General features: G+C 66.3%; 19 protein-coding genes. 13 read left to right on the top strand and 6 right to left on the bottom strand.

All coding sequences use genetic code 11. The features are described from left to right. Nucleotides 1-2 precede the first annotated feature (2 nt). The 4 genes from ACFO0J_RS08410 to tal form a co-directional block, all read right to left on the bottom strand. Nucleotides 3-1,274, bottom strand: a complete 1,272-nt coding sequence (locus ACFO0J_RS08410; RefSeq protein ID WP_376812625.1) for a TRAP transporter large permease — start codon at nucleotides 1,272-1,274, stop codon at nucleotides 3-5. Then, on the bottom strand, nucleotides 1,271-1,738 hold the full coding sequence (locus tag ACFO0J_RS08415; protein WP_376812626.1) for a TRAP transporter small permease: 468 nt from the start codon (nucleotides 1,736-1,738) through the stop codon (nucleotides 1,271-1,273). The genes ACFO0J_RS08410 and ACFO0J_RS08415 overlap by 4 nt, the downstream gene beginning before the upstream one ends. A gap of 84 nt (nucleotides 1,739-1,822) precedes the next feature. Further along, nucleotides 1,823-2,806 carry a TRAP transporter substrate-binding protein gene (locus tag ACFO0J_RS08420; RefSeq protein ID WP_376812627.1) on the bottom strand — a complete coding sequence of 328 codons (984 nt, stop codon included), beginning with the start codon at nucleotides 2,804-2,806 and terminating at the stop codon, nucleotides 1,823-1,825. Nucleotides 2,807-3,008: 202 nt separating this feature from the next. Further along, nucleotides 3,009-3,965 (bottom strand): transaldolase, encoded by a 957-nt coding sequence (gene tal / locus ACFO0J_RS08425; RefSeq protein WP_376812628.1) that lies wholly within the window; start codon nucleotides 3,963-3,965, stop codon nucleotides 3,009-3,011. A 225-nt stretch (nucleotides 3,966-4,190) separates the two neighbouring features. Here tal and carA point away from each other — a divergent pair, with 225 nt between their 5' ends. From carA to ACFO0J_RS08480, 11 genes are all read left to right on the top strand, one after another. Next, a complete protein-coding gene (gene carA, locus ACFO0J_RS08430; RefSeq protein ID WP_376812629.1) occupies nucleotides 4,191-5,360 on the top strand; it encodes a glutamine-hydrolyzing carbamoyl-phosphate synthase small subunit in 1,170 nt (389 codons plus the stop codon). 16 nt (nucleotides 5,361-5,376) lie between these two features. Further along, entirely contained in the window at nucleotides 5,377-8,616 is a 3,240-nt protein-coding gene (carB, locus tag ACFO0J_RS08435) for a carbamoyl-phosphate synthase large subunit (protein WP_376812630.1), read from the top strand. Between the two features lie 7 nt (nucleotides 8,617-8,623). After that, the gene (locus tag ACFO0J_RS08440; RefSeq protein WP_376812631.1) at nucleotides 8,624-9,463 is read left to right on the top strand and encodes an SDR family oxidoreductase; all 840 of its coding nucleotides are present in this window, start codon (nucleotides 8,624-8,626) and stop codon (nucleotides 9,461-9,463) included. Between the two features lie 9 nt (nucleotides 9,464-9,472). Next, nucleotides 9,473-10,180, top strand: coding sequence for a TetR/AcrR family transcriptional regulator (locus ACFO0J_RS08445; RefSeq protein ID WP_376812632.1), 708 nt, complete (start codon nucleotides 9,473-9,475; stop codon nucleotides 10,178-10,180). Nucleotides 10,181-10,311: 131 nt separating this feature from the next. Further along, entirely contained in the window at nucleotides 10,312-11,076 is a 765-nt protein-coding gene (locus ACFO0J_RS08450) for an ABC transporter permease (protein ID WP_376812633.1), read from the top strand. 53 nt (nucleotides 11,077-11,129) lie between these two features. Beyond that, on the top strand, nucleotides 11,130-12,143 hold the full coding sequence (locus ACFO0J_RS08455) for an ABC transporter substrate-binding protein (protein ID WP_376812634.1): 1,014 nt from the start codon (nucleotides 11,130-11,132) through the stop codon (nucleotides 12,141-12,143). Between the two features lie 19 nt (nucleotides 12,144-12,162). After that, nucleotides 12,163-12,942, top strand: a complete 780-nt coding sequence (locus ACFO0J_RS08460) for an ABC transporter ATP-binding protein (RefSeq protein ID WP_376812635.1) — start codon at nucleotides 12,163-12,165, stop codon at nucleotides 12,940-12,942. A 59-nt stretch (nucleotides 12,943-13,001) separates the two neighbouring features. Continuing rightward, entirely contained in the window at nucleotides 13,002-14,429 is a 1,428-nt protein-coding gene (locus ACFO0J_RS08465) for an enolase C-terminal domain-like protein (protein ID WP_376812636.1), read from the top strand. Between the two features lie 26 nt (nucleotides 14,430-14,455). Continuing rightward, the gene (locus ACFO0J_RS08470) at nucleotides 14,456-15,625 is read left to right on the top strand and encodes a Gfo/Idh/MocA family protein (protein ID WP_376812637.1); all 1,170 of its coding nucleotides are present in this window, start codon (nucleotides 14,456-14,458) and stop codon (nucleotides 15,623-15,625) included. 10 nt (nucleotides 15,626-15,635) lie between these two features. Beyond that, nucleotides 15,636-16,826, top strand: coding sequence for a dihydrodipicolinate synthase family protein (locus ACFO0J_RS08475; protein ID WP_376812638.1), 1,191 nt, complete (start codon nucleotides 15,636-15,638; stop codon nucleotides 16,824-16,826). A gap of 10 nt (nucleotides 16,827-16,836) precedes the next feature. Continuing rightward, on the top strand, nucleotides 16,837-17,700 hold the full coding sequence (locus ACFO0J_RS08480) for a sugar phosphate isomerase/epimerase family protein (RefSeq protein WP_376812639.1): 864 nt from the start codon (nucleotides 16,837-16,839) through the stop codon (nucleotides 17,698-17,700). A gap of 3 nt (nucleotides 17,701-17,703) precedes the next feature. On the opposite strand, the gene ACFO0J_RS08485 is transcribed toward ACFO0J_RS08480, so the two are convergent. Next, entirely contained in the window at nucleotides 17,704-18,099 is a 396-nt protein-coding gene (locus ACFO0J_RS08485) for a DoxX family protein (protein WP_376812640.1), read from the bottom strand. 78 nt (nucleotides 18,100-18,177) lie between these two features. Further along, a complete protein-coding gene (locus ACFO0J_RS08490) occupies nucleotides 18,178-18,885 on the bottom strand; it encodes a pirin family protein (RefSeq protein ID WP_376812641.1) in 708 nt (235 codons plus the stop codon). Between the two features lie 103 nt (nucleotides 18,886-18,988). Here ACFO0J_RS08490 and ACFO0J_RS08495 point away from each other — a divergent pair, with 103 nt between their 5' ends. Then, nucleotides 18,989-19,903: a LysR family transcriptional regulator gene (locus tag ACFO0J_RS08495; RefSeq protein WP_376812642.1), complete on the top strand. Its 915-nt coding sequence runs from the start codon at nucleotides 18,989-18,991 to the stop codon at nucleotides 19,901-19,903. A gap of 133 nt (nucleotides 19,904-20,036) precedes the next feature. Beyond that, nucleotides 20,037-21,365 carry a solute carrier family 23 protein gene (locus ACFO0J_RS08500; RefSeq protein WP_376812643.1) on the top strand — a complete coding sequence of 443 codons (1,329 nt, stop codon included), beginning with the start codon at nucleotides 20,037-20,039 and terminating at the stop codon, nucleotides 21,363-21,365. Nucleotides 21,366-21,433: the final 68 nt, after the last annotated feature.

Below are 21,433 nucleotides of genomic sequence, written 5' to 3' on the forward strand. Positions count from 1 at the left end.
CTTCAATTCAGGAACAGGTCCGGCGCGTAGGTGATGGCGCCCGGGAAGAAGACCAGGAAGATCAGGCCGACGATCAAGGACAGGAAGAAGGGCAGCGTGGCCCAGAAGATCCGTTCCATCGGCAGTTTCGCGACCGAGGCCACGCCGTAGAGCGCGACGCCCACGGGCGGTGTGATCAGCCCCAGGACGCAGGTCATGCAGAACAGCACGCCGAAGTGCACGGGGTCGATGTGTGCGGCGGCGACGATGGGCATCATGACGGGGGCGACCATCAGGATGATGGGCGTTGCGTCCATGAACATCCCCAGCACCAGGATGACGCCCAGCAGCACCAGGATGATGGCCCAGGGTTCGGTGACCAGGCCGCTGACGCCGTTCATGAACAGCAGGGGCAGTTGTTCGCGGGTGAAGACCCAGCCGTCCAGCCCGGAGATGCCGACGACCAGCATCAGCACGCCGACCGTGCTGCCGGCGTTGACGAATTCCCGGTACATGCCGCGCCAGGTCAGGGTCCGGTACCACATGCCGAGCAGCAGGACGTAGAGCACTGCGATGGTGGCTGCTTCGGTCGGCGTGAAGAAGCCGAAGAAGATGCCGCCGATGATGAGCACGGGCGTGAGCAGGACGAGGAAGGCCTTGCGCAGCGTGGAGAACAGGCGGCCGAAGGAGAATTTCCCCATCAGCGGGTACTGCCGCCGGCGGGCGATGAGCGAGACCGCGATCAGCATGATGGAAGCGAAGATCAGGCCGGGAATGATGCCGCCGATGAACAGCCGGCCGATCGAGACGTTGGCGGTGGCTCCGTAAATGATCATGATGATCGACGGCGGGATGATGGGCGCCAGGGTCGAGGCCGACAGCGTGATCGCGGCCGCGAATTCCGGGTCGTAGCCGCGCTCGCGCGCCGCCTTGACGGTGATGGTGCCCACGCCGACCGCGTCGGCGGCGGCCGAGCCGGACATGGCCGAGAAGATCATGCTGGTGAGCACCACCACGTGGCCCAGGCCGCCGCGGATGTGGCCGACGACGGCCATGGCGAAATCGAAGATCCGGTCGGTGACTTCCAGCTGGTTCATCAGGCGGCCGGCCAGCAGGAACATCGGCACGGCGAGCAGGACGGAATTATTGAGCGTGCCGTAGATCCGCTGGGTGGCGATGCCCAGGGAAATGTCGCTCAGGAACAGCCAGACGAGCGCCGGCAGGCCCAGGGCGACCGCGATCGGGGCGCGCAGCAGGATGAGCAGGATCAGCAGGGAGAGGAATAGCCAGATCATTCGATGGCCTCTTTCGGTGATGCGGCGGCGTCGAGCGGCCGGAAGACGGCCATCAGGAAGTGCAGGACCATCAGGGCGCAGCCGACGGGGATGGCGGCGTAGGACCAGGCGATCGAGATGCCCAGGGTGGGCAGGATCTGGCCCGCGCCGTGGATCGTGGTATCGGCCGACACCCACACGAGCACGCAGAAGAAGCCGACGGTGGTGAGGTCGATCAGTCGGGCGACGGCGGCCTTGCCCGGGAAATTGACCTTTTCCATGAACAGTTCGACGACGAAGTGTTCGCAGCGGTGCGTGCCGATGGCCGCGCCGATGAAGACCAGCCAGATCTGCAGGACGCGCCCCAGCTCTTCGGTCCAGGCCAGGGGGAAGTCCATGAGAAAGCGCGAGATCACCTGCATGGACAGGGTGGCGAGCAGGGCGGCGAGGATGCCGAACAGCAGCAGACCTTCAAGGCGTGCCACGCCCGCCTCCAGCCGGAGGAATGGTGTTTTATTCATCAGAGGGGTCCTCCAGGGGGCGGCTGCCCCCGGGCGTGGTGATCTGGATCAGCGGGTGTTGCGGATCGCTTCGACGAGTTCGACGCCGTATTGCTTGGCGTACTTTTCCTGGACCGGCTTGACGGCCTGCTCGAAGGCGGCGCGGTCCGGTACGGTCACGGTGACCTTGCCGTTGGTCTTCAGCCATTCGATGTCGGCGTCGAAGTTCTCGGCGAACAGTTTGCGCTGATACGCGGTGGCTTCGGCCATGGCGGCATCAAGTTCCTTGCGCTGCTCGGGGCTGAGCTTGGCCAGCGTGGCCGGGTTGGCGACGACCGGCTTCATCAGGAAGAAGTGTCCCGTCAGCGAAAGCTGCGGCGCCTGTTCATAGAACTTCATGTTGCGGTAGCCCGAGGAGTCGTTCTCGGCCGCGTCGATGGTGTGGGTCGCCAGGCTGGTGTAGACCTCGCCATAGGGCATGGGCGTGGGCTTGGCGCCCAGCGCGGTGAAGGTGTCGATGTAGACCGGGCTGCCGATCACGCGGATCTTCATGTTCTTCATGTCGGCGGGCGTCTTGATCGGCGTCTTGCTGCTGAAGACGTGGCGCACGCCGGCGCTCCACCAACTGAGCACGTGCAGGCCGGACTGCTGTTCGATGCGGTTGCTGATGTCTTTGCCGATGGGGCCGTCGGCCACGAGCCAGGGGTGGGTCACGCCGTCGCGGAACAGGAACGGGATGTCGAAGACGCCGACGATCGGTGCAAAGGCGCTGAGGTTGGCGCTGGCGACGCAGGTCATCGTCAGGGCGCCCATCTTGACCTGTTCGATCGCGTCTTTTTCATCGCCGATCTGGCTTTGCGGGAAGATTTTCAGGGTAAGGCCCGTGCTGCCTGCCGCCAGTTTTTTCTGCAGCAGGTTAAAGGCTTCGTAGCACGGTTCTCCCGGCGGGTTGACGTGGCCGGCGGTCAGTTCCAGCGCCTGCGCGGGGAGGCTGGCCGCCAAGGCCAGGGCGATGCCGCACAGCATGGATTTTGCGAGATTGGGGTATTTCATGTCGTCTCCGGTTTGAGGTGTCGAAGCTGCGCGCGGCACATCGGCCGGCTGGGTCTTCATCCGCTTTTGGCAGCGTTCGGGAATAGATTAGATCGATCTAAATTTTCCGTCAACACCGGGTTTTCCATCCCCGGGCGTGCCGGAGCGGCGGGATGGCGAAGCGGGTGGGTGCGGCTTTCCGGAGAAGGGCGATCGCCGCGCGTCAGGCGCCGGCCTGGCTGAGCAGCGCGTCCAGCTTGATCGCGTCGGCCGTGAAGATGCGGATGCCTTCGGCCAGTTTTTCAGTCGCCATGGCATCCTCGTTCAGGTGGGTGCGGAAGGCGACCTCGTTGCTGGCGATCCATTCCGGCGCGTCCGCTTTGGCGGCGGCGGCCGACAGGCGGGGTTCCAGGGGGGCGTCCGAGGCGTCCAGTTCGCCCAGCAGGGCGGGGCTGATCGTCAGCAGGTCGCAGCCCGCCAGTGCGCGGATCTGGCCGATGTTGCGGAAACTGGCCCCCATCACCTGGGTGGGGATGTCGTAGGCCTTGAAGTAACGGTAGATGCGCGCCACGGACTGCACGCCGGGATCGTCGGATTCGGCGTTCGCCGCTTCGTCCCAGGCGGCGCCGGCGGCCTTTTTGTACCAGTCGTAGATGCGGCCCACAAAGGGCGAGATCAAGGTCGCCTTGGCCTGGGCGCAGGCGATCGCCTGGGTCAGGGAGAACAGCAGCGTCAGGTTGCAGCGGATGCCTTCGGCCTGCAGCGCGCGGGCGGCCTGGATGCCTTCCCAGGTCGAGGCCAGCTTGATCAGCACGCGTTCGCGCGGGATGCCCCCGGCTTCGTACAGGGCGATGATCTGCCGGGCGCGCTCGATGCTGGCCTGGGTGTCGAAGGACAGCCGGGCGTCGACTTCGGTCGAGACGCGGCCGGGCACGATGGACAGGATCTCGCGGCCGAAGGCCACCAGCAGGCGGTCGACCTGTTCGGCCAGCGGAGCCTTGGGGTGGTCGCGCAGCACCCGATCCAGCAGGGGGCGGTAGGCCGGCTGGCCCACGGCCTTGAGGATCAGCGAGGGGTTGGTGGTCGCGTCGGTCGGCCGGTAGGCCCGCATGGTTTCGAAGTCACCGGTGTCGGCCACGACGGTCGTCAGTGCGCGCAGGGCGTCCAGTTGAGTGCTCATGAGGGCGGTGATCCAATCAGACAGGGTTGCGAAAACCCTACTGTAGACCATTTCCCGATGGGGACGGACAGGGCGCCGGAGGCCGCGCCGGCCTGGACATCCGGCGGAATTCTCAGGAAACCTTCGGGGTAACCCTTGCCCCGCTGTATAATAGGAAGGTTTGAATATCGACTTTTAGAGTCCCCTGATATCTGCGGGGGGATTCTTCCTAACCGGGGTTCCATTTTGCTGCCGTCAATCTTTCCCGAGGGGTCCGCAGGACTCGCACCAGCAATTCTCGCCTTGGCTGACGGTACCGTATTCAGAGGCGTTTCGATTGGCGCCGACGGGACCAGTGTGGCCGAAATCGTCTTTAACACGGCCATGACCGGCTACCAGGAAATCCTGACCGATCCCAGCTACAGCGGCCAGATCGTCACCCTGACCTATCCCCACATCGGCAACACCGGCGTCAATCCCGAAGACGTCGAATCCAGCCAGGTGCACGCCGCCGGCCTGGTGGTGCGCGACTGTCCGGCGCTGATCTCCAATTTCCGCGCCACCCAATCGCTGCCCGACTACCTGAAATCCCAGGGCATCGTGGCGATCTCGGGCGTGGACACCCGCAAGCTGACACGTATCCTGCGTGACCGCGGCGCCCAGGGCGCCTGCATCCTGGTGGGCGAAGACGCCGACCGCGCCGTCGAACTGGCGCGCGGCTTTGGCGGCATGGAAGGCCAGGACCTGGCCCTGGAAGTCACCACCAAGCAGTCCGGCGCCTGGGTGCAGGGCACCTGGCAACTGGGGAGCGGTTATACCCGCCAGGACCAGGGGCAGTACCACGTCATCGCCTACGACTACGGCATCAAGTCCAACATCCTGCGTCTGATGGCGGATCGCGGCTGCCGCATCACGTTGGTGCCGGCCCTCACGCCCGTGGCGGACATCCTGGCCCAGAACCCCGACGGCGTGTTCCTGTCCAACGGCCCCGGCGACCCGGCTGCTTGCGACTACGCCGCCGCCACCTGCCGCGCCGTGCTGGATCGCGGCATCCCCCTGTTCGGCATCTGCCTGGGCCAGCAGGTGTTGGGCCTGACGTTGGGCGGGCGCACGATCAAGATGAAGACCGGCCACCATGGCGCCAACCACCCGGTGCAGGACCTGGATACCGGCCGGGTGTTCATCACCAGCCAGAACCACGGCTTCACCGTGGACGGCGACAGCCTGCCGGCCAACGCCCGCGTCACGCATGTGTCGCTGTTCGACGGCTCCCTGCAGGGCTTCGAACTGACCGACAAGCCGGTCTTCTGCTTCCAGGGCCACCCCGAAGCCAGCCCCGGGCCGCACGACATCGTGGTGCTGTTCGACAAATTCATCGACCTGATGGCGCAGCACAAAGCCCGGTCGTCCAAATAAAAAGAGCCTGCCTCCCATGCCCAAGCGTTCAGACATTCAAAGCATTCTCATCATCGGGGCCGGCCCGATCATCATCGGCCAGGCCTGCGAATTCGATTATTCCGGCGCCCAGGCCTGCAAGGCCCTGAAGGCCGACGGGTTCCGCACCATCCTGGTCAACAGCAACCCGGCGACCATCATGACGGACCCGGAAACGGCCGACGTCACCTACATCGAACCCATCACCTGGCAGGCCCTGGAAAAGATCATCGAGGTCGAAAAGCCCGATGCCGTCCTGCCCACGATGGGCGGCCAGACTGCGCTGAACTGCGCGCTGGACCTGGACCGCCACGGTGTGCTGGCCAAGCATGGCGTCGAACTGATCGGCGCCAATGCGCACGCCATCGACAAGGCCGAGGACCGCCAGAAGTTCAAGGACGCGATGACCTCCATCGGCCTGGAATCGGCCAAGTCCGGCGTCGCCCACACCATGGACGAAGCCTGGGCGGTGCAAAAGCGCATCGCCGCCGAAGTCGGCACCTCCGGCTTCCCGACGGTCATTCGTCCCAGCTTCACGCTGGGCGGCACGGGCGGCGGCATCGCCTACAACGCCGAAGAATTCGAAACCATCTGCCGTCGCGGCCTGGAGGCCTCCCCGACCAACGAACTGCTGATCGAAGAATCCCTGCTGGGCTGGAAGGAATTCGAGATGGAAGTCGTGCGCGACAGCGCCGACAACTGCATCATCGTGTGCGCCATCGAAAACCTGGATCCCATGGGCGTGCATACCGGCGACTCGATCACCGTCGCGCCCGCGCAGACGCTGACCGACAAGGAATACCAGATCATGCGCAACGCGTCGATCGCGGTGCTGCGTGAAATCGGCGTGGATACGGGCGGCTCCAACGTCCAGTTCGCGGTCAACCCGGCCAACGGCCGCATGATCGTCATCGAAATGAACCCGCGCGTGTCGCGTTCCTCGGCGCTGGCCTCCAAGGCCACGGGCTTCCCCATCGCCAAGGTCGCGGCCCGCCTGGCCGTGGGCTATACGCTGGACGAACTGCGCAACGAGATCACCGGCGGCGCGACCCCGGCCTCGTTCGAGCCGACCATCGACTACGTGGTCACCAAGGTGCCGCGTTTCGCCTTCGAAAAATTCCCCCAGGCCGATTCGCGCCTGACGACCCAGATGAAGGCCGTGGGCGAAGTCATGGCCATCGGCCGCACCTTCCAGGAATCCTTCCAGAAGGCCCTGCGCGGCCTGGAAGTCGGCGTCGACGGCCTGAACCAGAAGACCACCGACCGCGAACGCCTGCAGATCGAACTGGGCGAACCCGGCCCCGAGCGCATCTGGTACGTGGGCGATGCCTTCGCCCAGGGCTTTTCCCTGGAAGAAGTCCACCAACTGACCAAGATCGATCCCTGGTTCCTGGCGCAGATCAAGGAAATCGTCGACATCGAACTGGCGCTGGAACAGCGCACCCTGTCCGAACTCGACGACGGCACCATGCGCGAACTCAAGCGGCGCGGCTTTTCCGACCGCCGCCTGGCGTTCCTGCTGGACACGACGGAGGCCGAAGTCCGCAAGCTGCGCCACCAGATGAACGTGCGTCCGGTCTACAAGCGCGTCGACACCTGCGCGGCCGAATTCTCCACCACCACGGCTTATATGTACTCGACCTACGAGGACGAGGACGAGGCCGCGCCGACCGATCGTAAAAAGATCATCGTGCTGGGCGGCGGCCCCAACCGCATCGGCCAGGGGATCGAATTCGACTACTGCTGCGTGCACGCGGCCCTGGCCCTGCGCGAAGACGGCTTCGAGACCATCATGGTCAACTGCAATCCGGAGACCGTGTCCACCGACTACGACACCTCCGACCGCCTGTACTTCGAGCCGCTGACGCTCGAAGACGTGCTGGAAATCGTCCACAAGGAAAACCCGGCCGGCGTCATCGTCCAGTACGGCGGCCAGACCCCGCTGAAGCTCGCCCGCGCCCTGGAGGCCAACGGCGTGCCCATCATCGGCACCAGCCCGGATTCCATCGACGTGGCCGAAGATCGCGAGCGCTTCCAGAAGCTGCTGACCAAGCTGGGCCTGCGCCAGCCGGCCAACCGCACCGCCCGCACCGAAAGCGAGGCCCTGTCCCTGGCCGGCGAAATCGGCTATCCCCTGGTGGTGCGCCCCAGCTACGTGCTGGGCGGGCGCGCCATGGAAATCGTTCATGAACCGCAAGACCTGGAGCGCTACATGCGCGAAGCGGTCAAGGTCAGCAACGATTCCCCGGTGCTGCTGGACCACTTCCTGAACAACGCCACCGAAGTCGACGTGGACTGCCTGGCCGACGGCGAGCAAGTCATCATCGGCGGCGTCATGGAACACATCGAGCAGGCCGGCGTGCACTCGGGCGATTCCGCCTGCAGCCTGCCGCCGTATTCGTTGTCGCCCGAGGTCGTGGCCGAGATCGAGCGCCAGACGGCCTTGATGGCCCGCGCCCTGAACGTCAAGGGCCTGATGAACGTACAGTTCGCCATTCAGGACGGCGACGTCTACGTGCTGGAGGTCAATCCGCGCGCTTCGCGTACCGTGCCCTACGTGTCCAAGGCCACCGGCCGTCAACTGGCCAAGATCGCCGCGCGCGCCATGGCCGGCCGCACCCTGGCCGCCCAGGGCGTCGCCTCGATCCCGTCGCCGGCGCGCTACTGCGTCAAGGAAGCCGTGTTCCCCTTCGTCAAGTTCCCCGGCGTGGACACCATCCTGGGACCGGAAATGAAGTCCACCGGCGAGGTCATGGGCGTGGGCGATTCCTTCGGCGAAGCCTTCGTCAAATCCCAGCTCGCCGCCGGCGCCGTGCTGCCGGAGTCCGGCCGCGTGTTCATCAGCGTGCGCAACCAGGACAAGCCGCGCGCCGTGGAAGTCGCCCGCGGCCTGGCCGCGCTGGGCTTCCAGTTGATCGCCACGCGCGGCACGGCCGCCGTGATCGAGGCCGCCGGTCTGGCGGTCCAGGTCGTCAACAAGGTCACCGAAGGCCGTCCCAACATCGTCGACATGATCAAGAACGGCGAAATCGCCATGGTCATCAACACGGTCGAAGAACGCCGCAACGCCATCGCCGACTCGCGCGCCATCCGCACGCAGTCCCTGGCCAACCGCGTGACCTTCTTCACCACCATCGCGGGCGCGCGCGCCGCCGTCGAGGGCCTGCAATACCTGCGCCAAGGCGGCGGCCTGAAGGTCTACTCGCTGCAGGCCATGCACGCTGCGACTGCAGCCTGACCGTCGCATGCCGGGTGATCGTTTCGGTGCCACCCGCCCAGCCGCCCCGGCCTCCGGGGCGGCGCCTCTTTCCGGTCACCCCGAACGCGTCTTCATCACCGGCGCCGGCAGCGGCATCGGCGCCGCCCTGGCGCGCCGGTACGCCGCGCGTGGCGCCGTGCTGGGCCTGGCCGGCCGCCGCCGCGACGCCTTGCAGGCCGTGTGCGACAGCCTGCCGGGGCAGGGGCATCGGATCTACGCATTGGACGTGCGCGACCGCGTGGCCCTGCATGTGGCCGCAGCGGACTTCCTGGCCCACGGCCCGGTGGACCGGGTCATCGCCAGCGCCGGCATCAGCGCCGGCACCCTGACCGACGCGCCCGAGGACCACGCGGTCTTCCAGACCATTTTCGACACCAACGTCCTGGCCATGGTGACGACCTTCGAGCCCTTTATCGCGTCGATGCGCGCGCGGGGGCAGGGCACGCTGGTGGGCATCGGCAGCGTGGCGGGGGTGCGCGGCCTGCCGGGCGCGGGCGCCTACAGCGCCTCGAAAGCCGCCGTGCGCGCCTATTGCGAAAGCCTGCGGGTCGAACTGCGCGGCAGCGGCGTGCGCGTCGTGACGGTGGCGCCGGGCTTCATCGCCACGCCCATGACGGCGCGCAATCCCTACCGCATGCCTTTCCTGATGCCGGTGGATCGTTTTGCCGAACAGGCCGTGCGGGCCATCGACGCCGGGGCGTCCTACCGCGTCATCCCCTGGCCCATGGCCTGGGTGGCGCGTTTGCTGCGTCTGGTGCCCGATGCGCTGTACGACCGGGTCGCGGCGCGGCGCAAGCGCAAGCCCAGAATGGGCGAACACTCGTAAAATCCGGCCATGGCACAGAAACCGAACCCCCGGCCGGCGCCCGTTTCGCGCGACACGGATCGATCCCAGGCGGCAATCCTGAAAGCCGCCCGTGATGAGTTCAGCGAGCACGGCTTTGCCGGCGGGCGCGTGGACCGCATCGCAGAACGCGCCGGCGTGAACAAGCGCCTGATCTACTACTATTTCGGCAACAAGGACGATCTGTTCCTGTCCGTCCTTGAAAACACCTACGCGGACATCCGTCAGGCCGAGCAGGGCCTGCACCTGGATGCGCTCGCGCCGATCGAGGCCCTGCGCACGCTCGTCACCTTCACCTGGCATTATTTTCTGGCGCACCCGGAATTCCTGTCTCTGCTGGCCAGTGAGAACCTCTCGCGCGCCAGCCACCTGAAGCAGTCGGGCAAGATCCGCGAAATGCACTCTCCGCTGGTGCAATTGCTCGACCGACTGCTCGAACGCGGCCGGGCGGACGGCCTGTTCCGCGCGGGGATCGATCCCGTCCAGCTCTACATCTCCATCGCCTCGCTCGGCTTTTTCTACCTGGCCAATAACGACACGCTGTCGGTGATCTTCGGGCGCGATCTGCGCGAGGCCGATGCCCTGGAAGAGCGTCTGTCGCACATGACGGACCTGGTCGTCGGCTATGCGATCAGCGAGCCGCCGGAAGGCGAGACGGCGTGCCCGCCCGCGCCGGGACGCTCCACCAGAACCTCCTAGGGATATCCCTAGCCGGTGTCGTCATTGACACCTGAATCAGGTCGCACCCATAATTCACCAATCAGTGAATTGAGAAAAATTGCAGGCGCAGCCGATCGGAATTCCGACGCGCGGCACTGCAGGAGACCTGAATGTTGCGCAAGCTGTTTCTGTCCCCGGCCCTGCGGCCGCTCCTGCTGGTCCTGTTCCTGCTGGTGCTCTGGGACCTGACCATCCGGGCCTTCAGCATCCCCGCGTACCTGATCCCGCCGCCCGGCAAGGTCCTGGTCCAGCTCGTCGAACAATGGCCCATGCTGCTGACCGAAAGCTGGTTCACCACCGAGGCGACCATCTGGGGTTTTCTGCTGTCCATCGTGGTCGGCGTGCCCATCGCCATGGTGATCGCCTATTCGCGGGTCGTGGAATCCTACGTCTATCCCCTGCTGGTGTTCTCGCAAAGCGTGCCCAAGGTCGCGATTGCCCCGCTGTTCGTCGTCTGGTTCGGCTTCGGCATCCTGCCCAAGGTGATCACGGCTTTTCTGCTGGGTTTCTTCCCCATCGTGGTGTCGACCGTCATGGGCTTCAAGTCGGTCGAATCCGACATGCTCGACCTGGCGCGCTCCATGGGGGCGAGCCGGCTGCAGACCTTTTTCAAGATCAGCCTGCCGGCGGCCCTGCCCGCCATGTTCAGCGGCCTGAAAGTCTCGGTCACGCTGGCCGTCGTCGGCGCGGTGGTGGGCGAATTCGTCGGCTCGAACTCGGGCATCGGTTACGTCCTGCAGGTCGCCAACGGCAATTTCGATCTGCCCTTGATGTTCGCGGGGCTGGTATTGCTTTCGATCATCGGCGTGCTGCTGTTCGCGGTCGTGGATCTGATCGAGCGCATGATGATTCCCTGGCACGCTTCGCAGCGCTAGGGACCTTGATTTCATTGCACAACAAGGGCCGGCAGCGCCCGAAGGAGACATGCATGATACGACGTGATTTGCTCAAGGCCGGGATCGGCATGGCGCTGGCCGCCACGATGCTGGGCGCCACGCCCGCCCAGGCGCAGGACAAGCCCAAGGATGACGTGACGCTGATGCTGAACTGGTATCTGTACAGCGAGCACGCGCCGTTCTTCCTGGGCAAGAAGCTGGGTTACTACGCCGAAGAAGGCATCAATCTGGACATCCAGGAAGGCCGGGGCTCGGCCGTGACCGCGCAGGCCGTCGCCGCCAAGTCCGTGAATTTCGGCTACATCGACGTCACCACCATGATCAAGGCCGCCGCCAAGGGCGCGCCGCTGATCTCGACCGGCGTCCTGTTCCAGGTCAGCCCGATGTCCGTCATGGGCTTCGAGGAAAAAGGCATCAAGACCCCGCAGGACATCATCGGCAAGACGGTGGCGATCACCCCGGGCGATTCGATGACGCAGATGTGGCCGATCTTCCTCAAGTCCAACAAGATCGATCCGCGCCAGATCAACATCGTCTCGGGCGACGGCCAGACCAAGCTCAACGCGGTCATGACGGGCCGCGCCGACATGCTGCTGGGCTACGTCATGGATCAGGCCATCAAGCTGCAGGATGCCACCGGCAAGCCGGTTCATCCGATCCGCTTCGCCGATTCCGGCGTCAATCAGATCAGCTCGGGCATCATCGTCAACAAGGACTGGCTGGCTGAACATGGCGACCTGACGCGCCGCTTCATGCGCGCTTCCACGCGCGCCGTCGAGGCGGCGGAAAAAGACCCGCAAGCGGCTGTGGACGCCATGCTGGAAGCCAAGCCCAAGGCCGGCGTGTCCGAGACGCTGCTGGTCGGCCTGAAGCGCAGCATCGAGCTCTACCATACGCCGGAAACCAAGAACGAACGGCCGTTCCGCGTCGCCACGGACAACGTGGACAAGTCGCTGGATCTGCTGGTGGAGTTCGGCGGGGTCGAAGCGGCGCAGCGCGGCAAGCCTGCCGACTACGTCACCCTGGATTATCTCCCCACGAACTGAAGCCGTACTGGAAGCGCCCATGTCTGACGACATCCTGATCGAAGCCGCCGGCGTCACCAAGGTCTACCAGACCCGGGACGGCGCCGTCGAATCCTTGAAACCGCTGGACTTCAGCATCCGCAAGGGTGAGTTCGTGTCCGTCGTCGGGCCTTCGGGCTGCGGCAAGAGCACCTTGCTGAAGATGGTCGCCGGCCTGCTGCCCATCACCGCCGGGCAACTGAGGCTGGCGGGGCAGCCCATCTCGGGGCCGCGCAAGGACGTGGGCATCGTCTTCCAGAGCGCGGTGCTGCTGGCCTGGCGCAGCGTGTTGGACAACATTCTGCTGCAGGCCGAAATGCGCCGCATGCCGATGGGCCAGGCGCGCGAACGCGCGCTGCAGCTCATGGAAATGGCCGGCCTGTCCGGTTTCGAAGGCAAGTATCCCTGGCAGCTCTCGGGGGGCATGCAGCAGCGCGCCTCGATCTGCCGGGCGCTGCTGCACGATCCGGCGCTGTTGCTGATGGACGAGCCCTTCGGGGCGCTCGATGCCATGACGCGCGAAAAAATGAACCTCGAACTGCAGCGGATCTGGGCCGAATCCCGCAAGACGGTCCTGCTGATCACGCACAGCATCCCCGAGGCGATCTTTCTGTCGGACCGGGTGCTCGTCATGAGCGAGCGGCCCGGCTCCATCGCGGCGGTCTACGACATCGATCTGCCGCGCATGCGCACGCTGGACGTCATGGGCACGCCCGAATTCGCGAAGTACGCCAAGCAGATCCGGGCGCACTTCTTTTCCGAAGGCATTCTGGACCACTAAGGCCTGTTCACCCCAGCGCCTGTTCATACGAATCCCGCCCCCGGGCGGGGACACGAGACATGCACGCCATTCGTTTTGTGATCGAGGACATCAGCTTTGCCGAGCGCGATGTCACCCTGCGGCTGCCTTTCAGATTCGGCAGCGCCACCGTGAATGCCTGCCCGCAGGCCTACGTCCGGGCGCGCATCCGCCTGGAAGACGGCCGGACGGCGACGGGCTGCGCGGCCGAGATGATGATCCCCAAATGGTTCGACAAGCGCCCCGAACTGACGCAAGAGCAGAACTTCGCGCAATTGCGCGAAGCCCTGACCCTGACCCGCGAGGCCTATGGATCGGATGCCGGTCCCGACACCGCCTGGGGGCATTCCGCCCGCCATTACCGGGCCATCCATGAGGCGGCGGCGCAGCGCGGCTTGCCGCCATTGGTGGCGTCCTACGGTCCCGCCCTGGTGGACCGGGCCGTGTTTGACGCCGTCTGCCATGTGCTGGGGACGGGATTTGCTGCGGCCCTGTCGGGCAACGCCGCAGGCATGCGCCTGGCGGGCACCGGCCTGGCCGACGATCTGCTGGATTTCGATCTGGACGCCTTTCTGGCGGCGCATCCCGCGTCCCTGGCCGGCCGCCGGATCGCGGCGCGGCATACGGTCGGTCTGGCCGATGCGCTGGCCGAACCCCGGCCCGGCGCGCCGGAAGACGGCCTGCCCGTCAGCCTGGCGCAGGCCGTGGCTCGCTACGGCCATCGTCACTTCAAGCTCAAGCTCGGGGGCGATGCGGCGGGCGACGTCAGCCGTCTGGCCGAGGTCGTCCCGGTGATCCGGGATGTCATGGATCTGGTGACGCTCGACGGCAATGAGCAGTACCGCGATGCGGCGCACCTGGCGGAATTCCTGGACCGCCTGGAGCGGGAACCCGCGCTGGCGCCCCTGGTGGACCGGCTGGCGTTCATCGAGCAGCCGCTGGCGCGTGCGCAGGCGCTGGAAGCGGACGTCTCGGCGCTCAGCCCGCGCGTGCCGCTGCTGGTCGATGAATCGGACGCCACGCTCGACGCCTTCCCCCGCGCGCGGGCGGTGGGCTACACCGGCGTGTCCAGCAAGAGCTGCAAGGGTTTCTACAAGTCCGTGCTCAACGCGGCGCGTTGCGCGGCCTGGTCGCGCGAGACCGGGCGGACCTATTTCCTGTCGGGCGAGGACCTGACGATGCAGGCGGGCCTGGGCGTGCAGCAGGATCTGGCCCTGGCCGGCTGGCTGGGCCTGACCCATGTGGAACGCAATGGGCATCACTACGTCAACGGCCTGGCGGCTGCGCCGCAGGCCGAGCAGCAGGAGTTCCTGCAAGGCTTCCCGACGCTGTACGAACATTCCGACGGCGCCGCCCGGCTCCGCATCGCTGCAGGTTGGATCGATCTAGGCGGTCTCGACTGCGACGGTTTCGCGACCGGCGCGGCCGACGGCCATGTTTCCTGGGACGCGATGCGTTCCGTTTATTGAACGAAATCAAACGAGAGGACTTTTCCATGAGCACGCAACGTCTTGGAATCATCATGCACGGCGTCACGGGACGCATGGGCATGAACCAGCACCTGATCCGCTCCATCGTGGCGATCCGCCGCCAGGGCGGGGTGGCGCTGGCCAACGGTGACCGGGTGATGCCCGATCCGATCCTGGTGGGCCGCAATCTGGACAAGATCAAGGCCCTGGCCCAGGCGCACGGGATCGAGCGCTGCACCGACGATCTGGACGCCGCCCTGGCCAATCCGGAGGACACGGTGTTCTTCGATGCCGGCACCACGCAGATGCGTCCGGACCTGCTGGCCCGCGCGATTGCCGCCGGCAAGCACATCTACTGCGAAAAGCCCATCGCCACCGGCCTGGACGAGGCCTTGCGGGTCTGCCGCCTGGCGAAGGACGCCGGGATCAAGCACGGCGTGGTGCAGGACAAGCTGTTCCTGCCGGGCCTGCGCAAGCTGGACATGCTGCGCCGCTCGGGCTTTTTCGGCCGCATGCTCTCGGTGCGCATCGAGTTCGGCTACTGGGTGTTCGAAGGCGATCTGCAGCCCATCCAGCGTCCGTCCTGGAACTATCGCAAGGAAGACGGCGGCGGCATGATCCTCGACATGGTCTGCCACTGGCGTTATGTGCTGGACAATCTGTTCGGCGAGGTCCAGTCCGTGTCCTGCCTGGGCGCCACGCACATCCCCGAGCGCCTGGACGAGCAGGGCCAGCCCTACGAAGCCACCGCGGACGATGCCGCCTACGCCACCTTTGAACTGAAGGGGCACAACGGCGAGCCGGTCATCGCGCAGGTCAACAGTTCGTGGACCACGCGCGTGCGCCGCGACGACCTGGTGACCTTTCACGTGGACGGCACGCACGGGTCCGCCGTCGCCGGCCTGACCGAATGCGTGGTCCAGCCGCGCGTCAGCACGCCGCGTCCGGTCTGGAATCCGGACGAAAAGCAGAAGATGCCCTTCATGGAGCAGTGGCAGACGGTGCCGGATACCGAGACCTGCGACAACGGCTTCAAGATCCAGTGGGAACACTTCATCCGCCACGTCGTGGCCGACGAGCCCTTCCGCTGGACCCTGGAGGAAGGCGCCAAGGGCGTGCAACTGGTCGAGACCGCGCTGCAAAGCTGGCAAGAGCGCCGCTGGGTCGACGTGCCGGCGCTGTTCCCGAAGAACTGAGGAGATTTCGATGAGCGGACGTATCCTGTTGCCCACGCAAGCCGGCGGGCTCGAAACCTACGCCCTGCGCGGCGTGCCCGCGCCCCGGCCGGCCGGCGGCGCAGCTTTCAATCGCATCGCCTATTCGGCGGCCCACGTGGTGGCCGACCCGCTGGCCGTCGTGGACCCCTGGGTCGAGTCCGCCATCGACTGGGACGCCACGATCGGCTATCGCCGCCACTTGTGGTCGCTGGGCCTGGGCGTGGCCGAGGCCATGGACACGGCGCAGCGCGGCATGGGCCTGGATTGGGCGACCTCGCTCGAACTGATCCGCCGTTCGCTGGATGCTGCGCGTGACGTGCCGGGCGCCCGGGTGGCCTCGGGCTGCGGCACGGATCACCTCGCGCCGGAAGCGGCGCGCACGGTGGACGACGTGATCGCGGCCTACGAGGAGCAGGTCGGGGCCATCGAGGCCCTGGGCGGCAAGCTGATCATGATGGCCAGCCGCGCCCTGGTGCGCGTGGCGCGCGGTCCGGACGATTACGCCCGGGTCTACGGCCGCATCCTGGAACAGGTGCGTGAACCGGTGATCCTGCACTGGCTGGGCGATATGTTCGACCCGCAACTGCGCGGCTATTGGGGCTCCGAGGACATCTCGCGCGCCATGGATACCGCCCTGCAGGTCATTGCCGCCCATGCCGGCAAGGTGGACGGCATCAAGATTTCCCTGCTGGACAAGGACCGTGAGATCGAGATGCGCCGCCGCCTGCCGGCGGGCGTGCGCATGTACACCGGCGACGACTTCAACTATGCCGAGCTGATCGCAGGCGACGGCGCGGGTGAACTGCCCACGCATGGCCAGAGCGACGCGCTGCTGGGCATCTTCGACGCCATTGCGCCTGCCGCCAGCGCCGCGCTGGCCGCCCTGGGCCAGGGCGACACTGCGCGCTTCCATGAGATCCTCGCGCCGACCGTGCCGCTGTCGCGCCATATTTTCGCGGCGCCGACCCGGTTCTACAAGACGGGGGTGGTCTTCATGGCCTGGCTCAACGGCCGCCAGAGCCATTTCTCGATGGTGGGCGGGCAGCAGAGCACGCGTTCCGTGCAGCACATGGCCGAACTGTTCCGTCTGGCCGACCAGGCCGGCGTGCTCGAACAGCCGGACCTGGCCATCGAACGCATGGGCCAGTGGCTGGCGGTGCACGGCATTCATCAATCCTGAGGAGCGCAGCATGCGGGACCTGTCCAAGGACCATGAACTCTTGTCCCTGAACACCGCCACGGTGCGCAAGCAGTGGCGGCTGGATACGATCATCGACGAGTGCGCCCGGCGCGGCATCCGGGCGATCGCGCCCTGGCGCGACCAGGTGGCGGCGGTGGGGCTGGACGTCATCGCCCGCCAGTTGCGGGACACCGGCATCGGTCTGTCGGGCTATTGCCGGGGGGGCTTCTTCCCGGCCCCCGATGCCGCCGGCCTGGCGGCGGCGCTGGAGGACAACCGCCGCGCCGTGGACGAGGCCAAGACGCTGGATGCGCCCTGCCTGGTGCTGGTGGTAGGGTCGCTGCCGGGCGCCTTGCAGGGGAAGCCGGCTTATACCGACATCGCGCGGGCGCGCAACGAGGTGCGCGACGGCATCGCCGCCGCGCTGGAATACGCGCGCGCGGTGGGCATGCCGCTGGCGATCGAGCCGCTGCATCCCATGCAGGCCGCCGAGCGCGCCTGCATCAATACCCTGGAACACGCGCTGGATCTGTGCGACGAACTGGATCCGGGCCGCAGCGGCATGCTGGGCGTGGCCGTGGACGTCTATCACGTCTGGTGGGATCCGAAGCTGCATCAGCAGATCCGCCGGGCGGGCGAGGATCGCCTGCTGGCCTATCACGTCTGCGACTGGCTGGCGCCGACGCGCGATCTGCTGAACGATCGCGGCATGATGGGCGACGGGGTCGTCGAGCTCAAGACCATCCGCCGCGAAATGGAAGCGGCCGGCTATGCCGGCCTGTGCGAAGTCGAGATCTTTTCCGAAGACTGGTGGAGCCGCCCCGGCGGCGATGTGCTGGATACCTGCATCCAGCGGCATCGTTCCGTGGTGTAGTGCTCAGCGGGCGCGGCGCGCGTCCAGGCTCCAGGCGCCGCCGCCCAAGGCCGTCAGTTGCAGCAGGCCGCCCGCGATCGCCAGGTTCTTGAAGAAGTGGACCGACTGGTTCATGTCGCCCAGCTGGTTGTGGAAGAACAGGGCGGCGACGATCGTGAACAGCGCCAGGACCAGGGCGCTCAGGCGGATGCGGTAGCCCAGCACGATCAGGATGGGCAGCACCAGTTCAACGAACACCGAACCGGCATAGGCCAGGGTGGGCAGCGGCATGCCGCTGGAGGCGATGTAGCCGATGGTGCCGGCCGGCGCGGTGATCTTGCCGGAGACGCCGACCCAGAACAGGACGGCGATCAGGATGCGGCCAATGAGGGACAGGGCGTCGAAGTTGCGGTTTTCCATGATGTTTAATTTGAAGATTTGAATGTTGAAGGTTAAATAAAATAAATCGCATCCGGCCGCCGGAGCGGCCGGACCGGATCAGCGTTCGGCGGCGTCCACCAGGACCAGTTCAGCGTCCTCCAGGGCGGTGATGCGCAGCGTGTCTTCGTCGCGGATCGCCGCACCGTCGCGGGCGTTCAGGGTCAGGCCGTTGACTTCGATCTTGCCCAGGGCGGGCACCAGATAGCCCTTGCGGCTGCTGTCCGCGAACCGGTATTCCACCGTCTCGCCCGCCTTGACCGTGGCGCCCAGCACGCGGGCCCGGGTGCGGATCGGCAGCGCCTCGTCGTCGCCTTCCAGGCCGCTGGCCAGCGTCACGAAGCGGCCGGACCGGTCACCCTTGGGGAAGGGCCGGGCGCCCCAGCTCGGCGCGCCGCCCTTGCGGTCGGGGAAGATCCAGATCTGGAAGATCCGGGTGATGCCGGGTTCCAGGTTGTATTCCGAGTGGACGATGCCGCTGCCCGCGCTCATCACCTGCACGTCGCCGGCCTGGGTGCGGCCCTGGTTGCCCTGGTTGTCCTGGTGAGTGATCGCGCCTTCACGCACATAGGTGATGATTTCCATGTCCGAGTGCGGGTGCGGCGGGAAGCCCGCGCCCGGCTCGATGGTGTCGTCGTTCCAGACGCGCAGCGAACCCCAGTGCACCCGGGCGGGGTCGTGGTATTCGGCGAAAGAAAAGTGGTGACGGGCGTCGAGCCAGCCGTGGTGGGCGGCGCCGAGGCTGGCGTAGGGGCGGTGTTCAATCATGGCGGTCTCCTGTGGATTCCGGGTATCGATGAGGCAGTGTAGAATTTGGCCATCATGTTGAGAAGATCAAGAATCGAATTACATTCTTTCCAATTTTGATGTAATGAGAAAACTCCCTGATCTGGAAGCCTGGGCCTTGTTCGCCAAGGTCGCTGAAACCGGCTCGTTCGCGCGCGCAGCGGCGGCCTGCGAACTGTCGCAGGCCACGGTGTCCAAGGCGATCACGCGCCTGGAAACCCGCATGAAGACCGTGCTGTTCCATCGCACCTCGCGGCGCCTGTCTCTGACCGAAAGCGGCCGCGCGGCGCTGGAGCGCGCCGCCCGTATCCTGGAAGAGGGCGAAGCGGTCGAGGCCGAGATCGCAGAACAGTCCGCCAGCCTGCGCGGCCTGGTCCGGGTGTCCGCGCCGATGTCCTTCGGCATCGCGCGCCTGGCGCCGCTGCTGCCGGATTTCATGGCCGCCCACCCGGAGGTGGAGCTGGACGTGCGCTTCGATGACGCGCAGGTCGACCTGGTGGCCGAGCGTTTCGACCTGGCGCTGCGCATCGCCCGGCTGGCCGATTCCAGCCTGCTGGCCCGCCGCCTGTGCCGCGTCCGCATCCTGCTGGTGGGGGCGCCCGCCTATTTTCAGCGCTGCGGCAAACCGCGCCATCCCCGCGATCTGGTGGGGCATTCGGCCTTGCAGTATGCCTATGCGCGCGGCGGTTCGACCTGGCACTTCCGCCATCCCGAACAGGGCGAGTTCTCGCAGGTCATGCCGACCCTGCTGCGGACCAATAATGCCGATGCCCTGATGCCGGCGCTGCTGGCGGGGCGGGGATTGGCCCTGCAGCCGGAATTCCTGGTCTGGCCCGAGCTGCGTTCCGGTGCGCTGGAAACCGCCCTGGAGCCCTGGGAAACCGAACCCCTGGGCCTGCACGTCGTGACGCCGCCGGGCCGCAACCGGCCGGCCCGCGTCCGGGCCCTGATCGAGTACCTGGCCGATGCCTTCGTCAAGGAGCCCTGGGCGCGTGCCTGACGACGCGGCGTGAGCGCTTGTTGGGGATGATGCCATCTTGCAGGGGCATTGACCGTCGCCTTACACTTGCGACGCACTTTCTTTCAACCTTCCACCTTCCTCTTCCGGACGGCCTCCCGGCCGTGACTCCTCCATGACGACTTCCTATTTTCCGCAGTGGCGCCGCGTGTCCGGCACCGCCGACGGCGCCGTGGTCCAGCCCGACGAAACCATGCCCTGGTTCCAGACTGTGGCCATGGGCGCGCAGCACGTCGTGGCCATGTTCGGCTCCACCATCCTGGCGCCGCTCATCATGGGTTTCGACCCCAATATGGCCATCCTGATGTCGGGGGTGGGCACGCTGATCTTCTTCCTGTTCGTCGGCGGCCGGGTGCCCAGCTACCTGGGGTCCAGCTTCGCCTTCATCGGCGGCGTGATCGCCGTCAGCGGCTATTCGGGCAGCGGGCCGAACATGAACATGGGCGCAGCGCTGGGCGCCATCGTCATCTGCGGCCTGATCTACACCGGGATCGGCCTGCTGACCGCGTGGATCAACGCCCGCCAGGGCGGGGCGGGCAACTGGATCGACCGCTGGATGCCGCCGGTCGTGACGGGTGCGGTGGTGGCCGTGATCGGCCTGAACCTGGCGCCGCTGGCGGCCAAGGGCGCCATGGGCGGTTCTCTGTTCGAGTCGCTGATGGCGCTCATGACCGTGTTGTGCGTGGGCGGCGTGGCCGTCTACACGCGCGGCCTGGTGCAGCGGCTGTTGATCCTGGTGGGCCTGTTCGTCGCCTGCGTGATCTATATGGTCCTGACCAACGGCCTGGGGCTGGGGGATCCGATCGACTTCGCCGCCATCGCCGCCGCGCCCTGGCTGGGCCTGCCGACGCTGACGGCGCCGGTGTTCGAAGCGCACGCCATCAGCGTGATCGCGCCGGTGGCCATCATCCTGGTGGCCGAGAACCTGGGTCACATCAAGGCGGTCAGCGCCATGACCGGCCAGAACCTGGACCGCTACCTGGGCCGCGCCTTCATGGGCGACGGGGTGGCGACGATGATTTCCGGTTCGCTGGGCGGCACGGGCGTGACCACCTACGCGGAAAACATCGGCGTGATGACCGCAACCAAGATCTATTCCACCCTGGTGTTCGTGGTGGCCGCCCTGGTGGCCCTGCTGCTGGGCTTTTCGCCCAAGTTCGGCGAGGTGATCCGGGCCATCCCGGACCCGGTGCTGGGCGGCATGTCCGTGGTGGTGTTCGGCCTGATCGCCATCGCCGGCGCCCGTATCTGGGTGGTCAACCAGGTCGATTTCAGCGACAACCGCAACCTGATCGTCGCCGCCGTCACGCTGATCCTGGGCGCGGGCAATTTCTCCATCACCATCGGCGCCTTCAAGCTCGACGGCATCGGCACCGCGACCTTCGGCGCCATCCTGCTGCATGCGCTGCTGCGCGGGTGCAAGAAACGGTCCGCGGTGGCGTGAGGCTGACGGTCTTGGACGTAGACTGGCCGGGGCTTGCTTTTTCCCGGCGGATTGCCCACAATACTCCT

Origin of the sequence: Castellaniella hirudinis (assembly GCF_042651965.1) — a bacterium.
Lineage (GTDB): Bacteria > Pseudomonadota > Gammaproteobacteria > Burkholderiales > Burkholderiaceae_B > Castellaniella > Castellaniella hirudinis.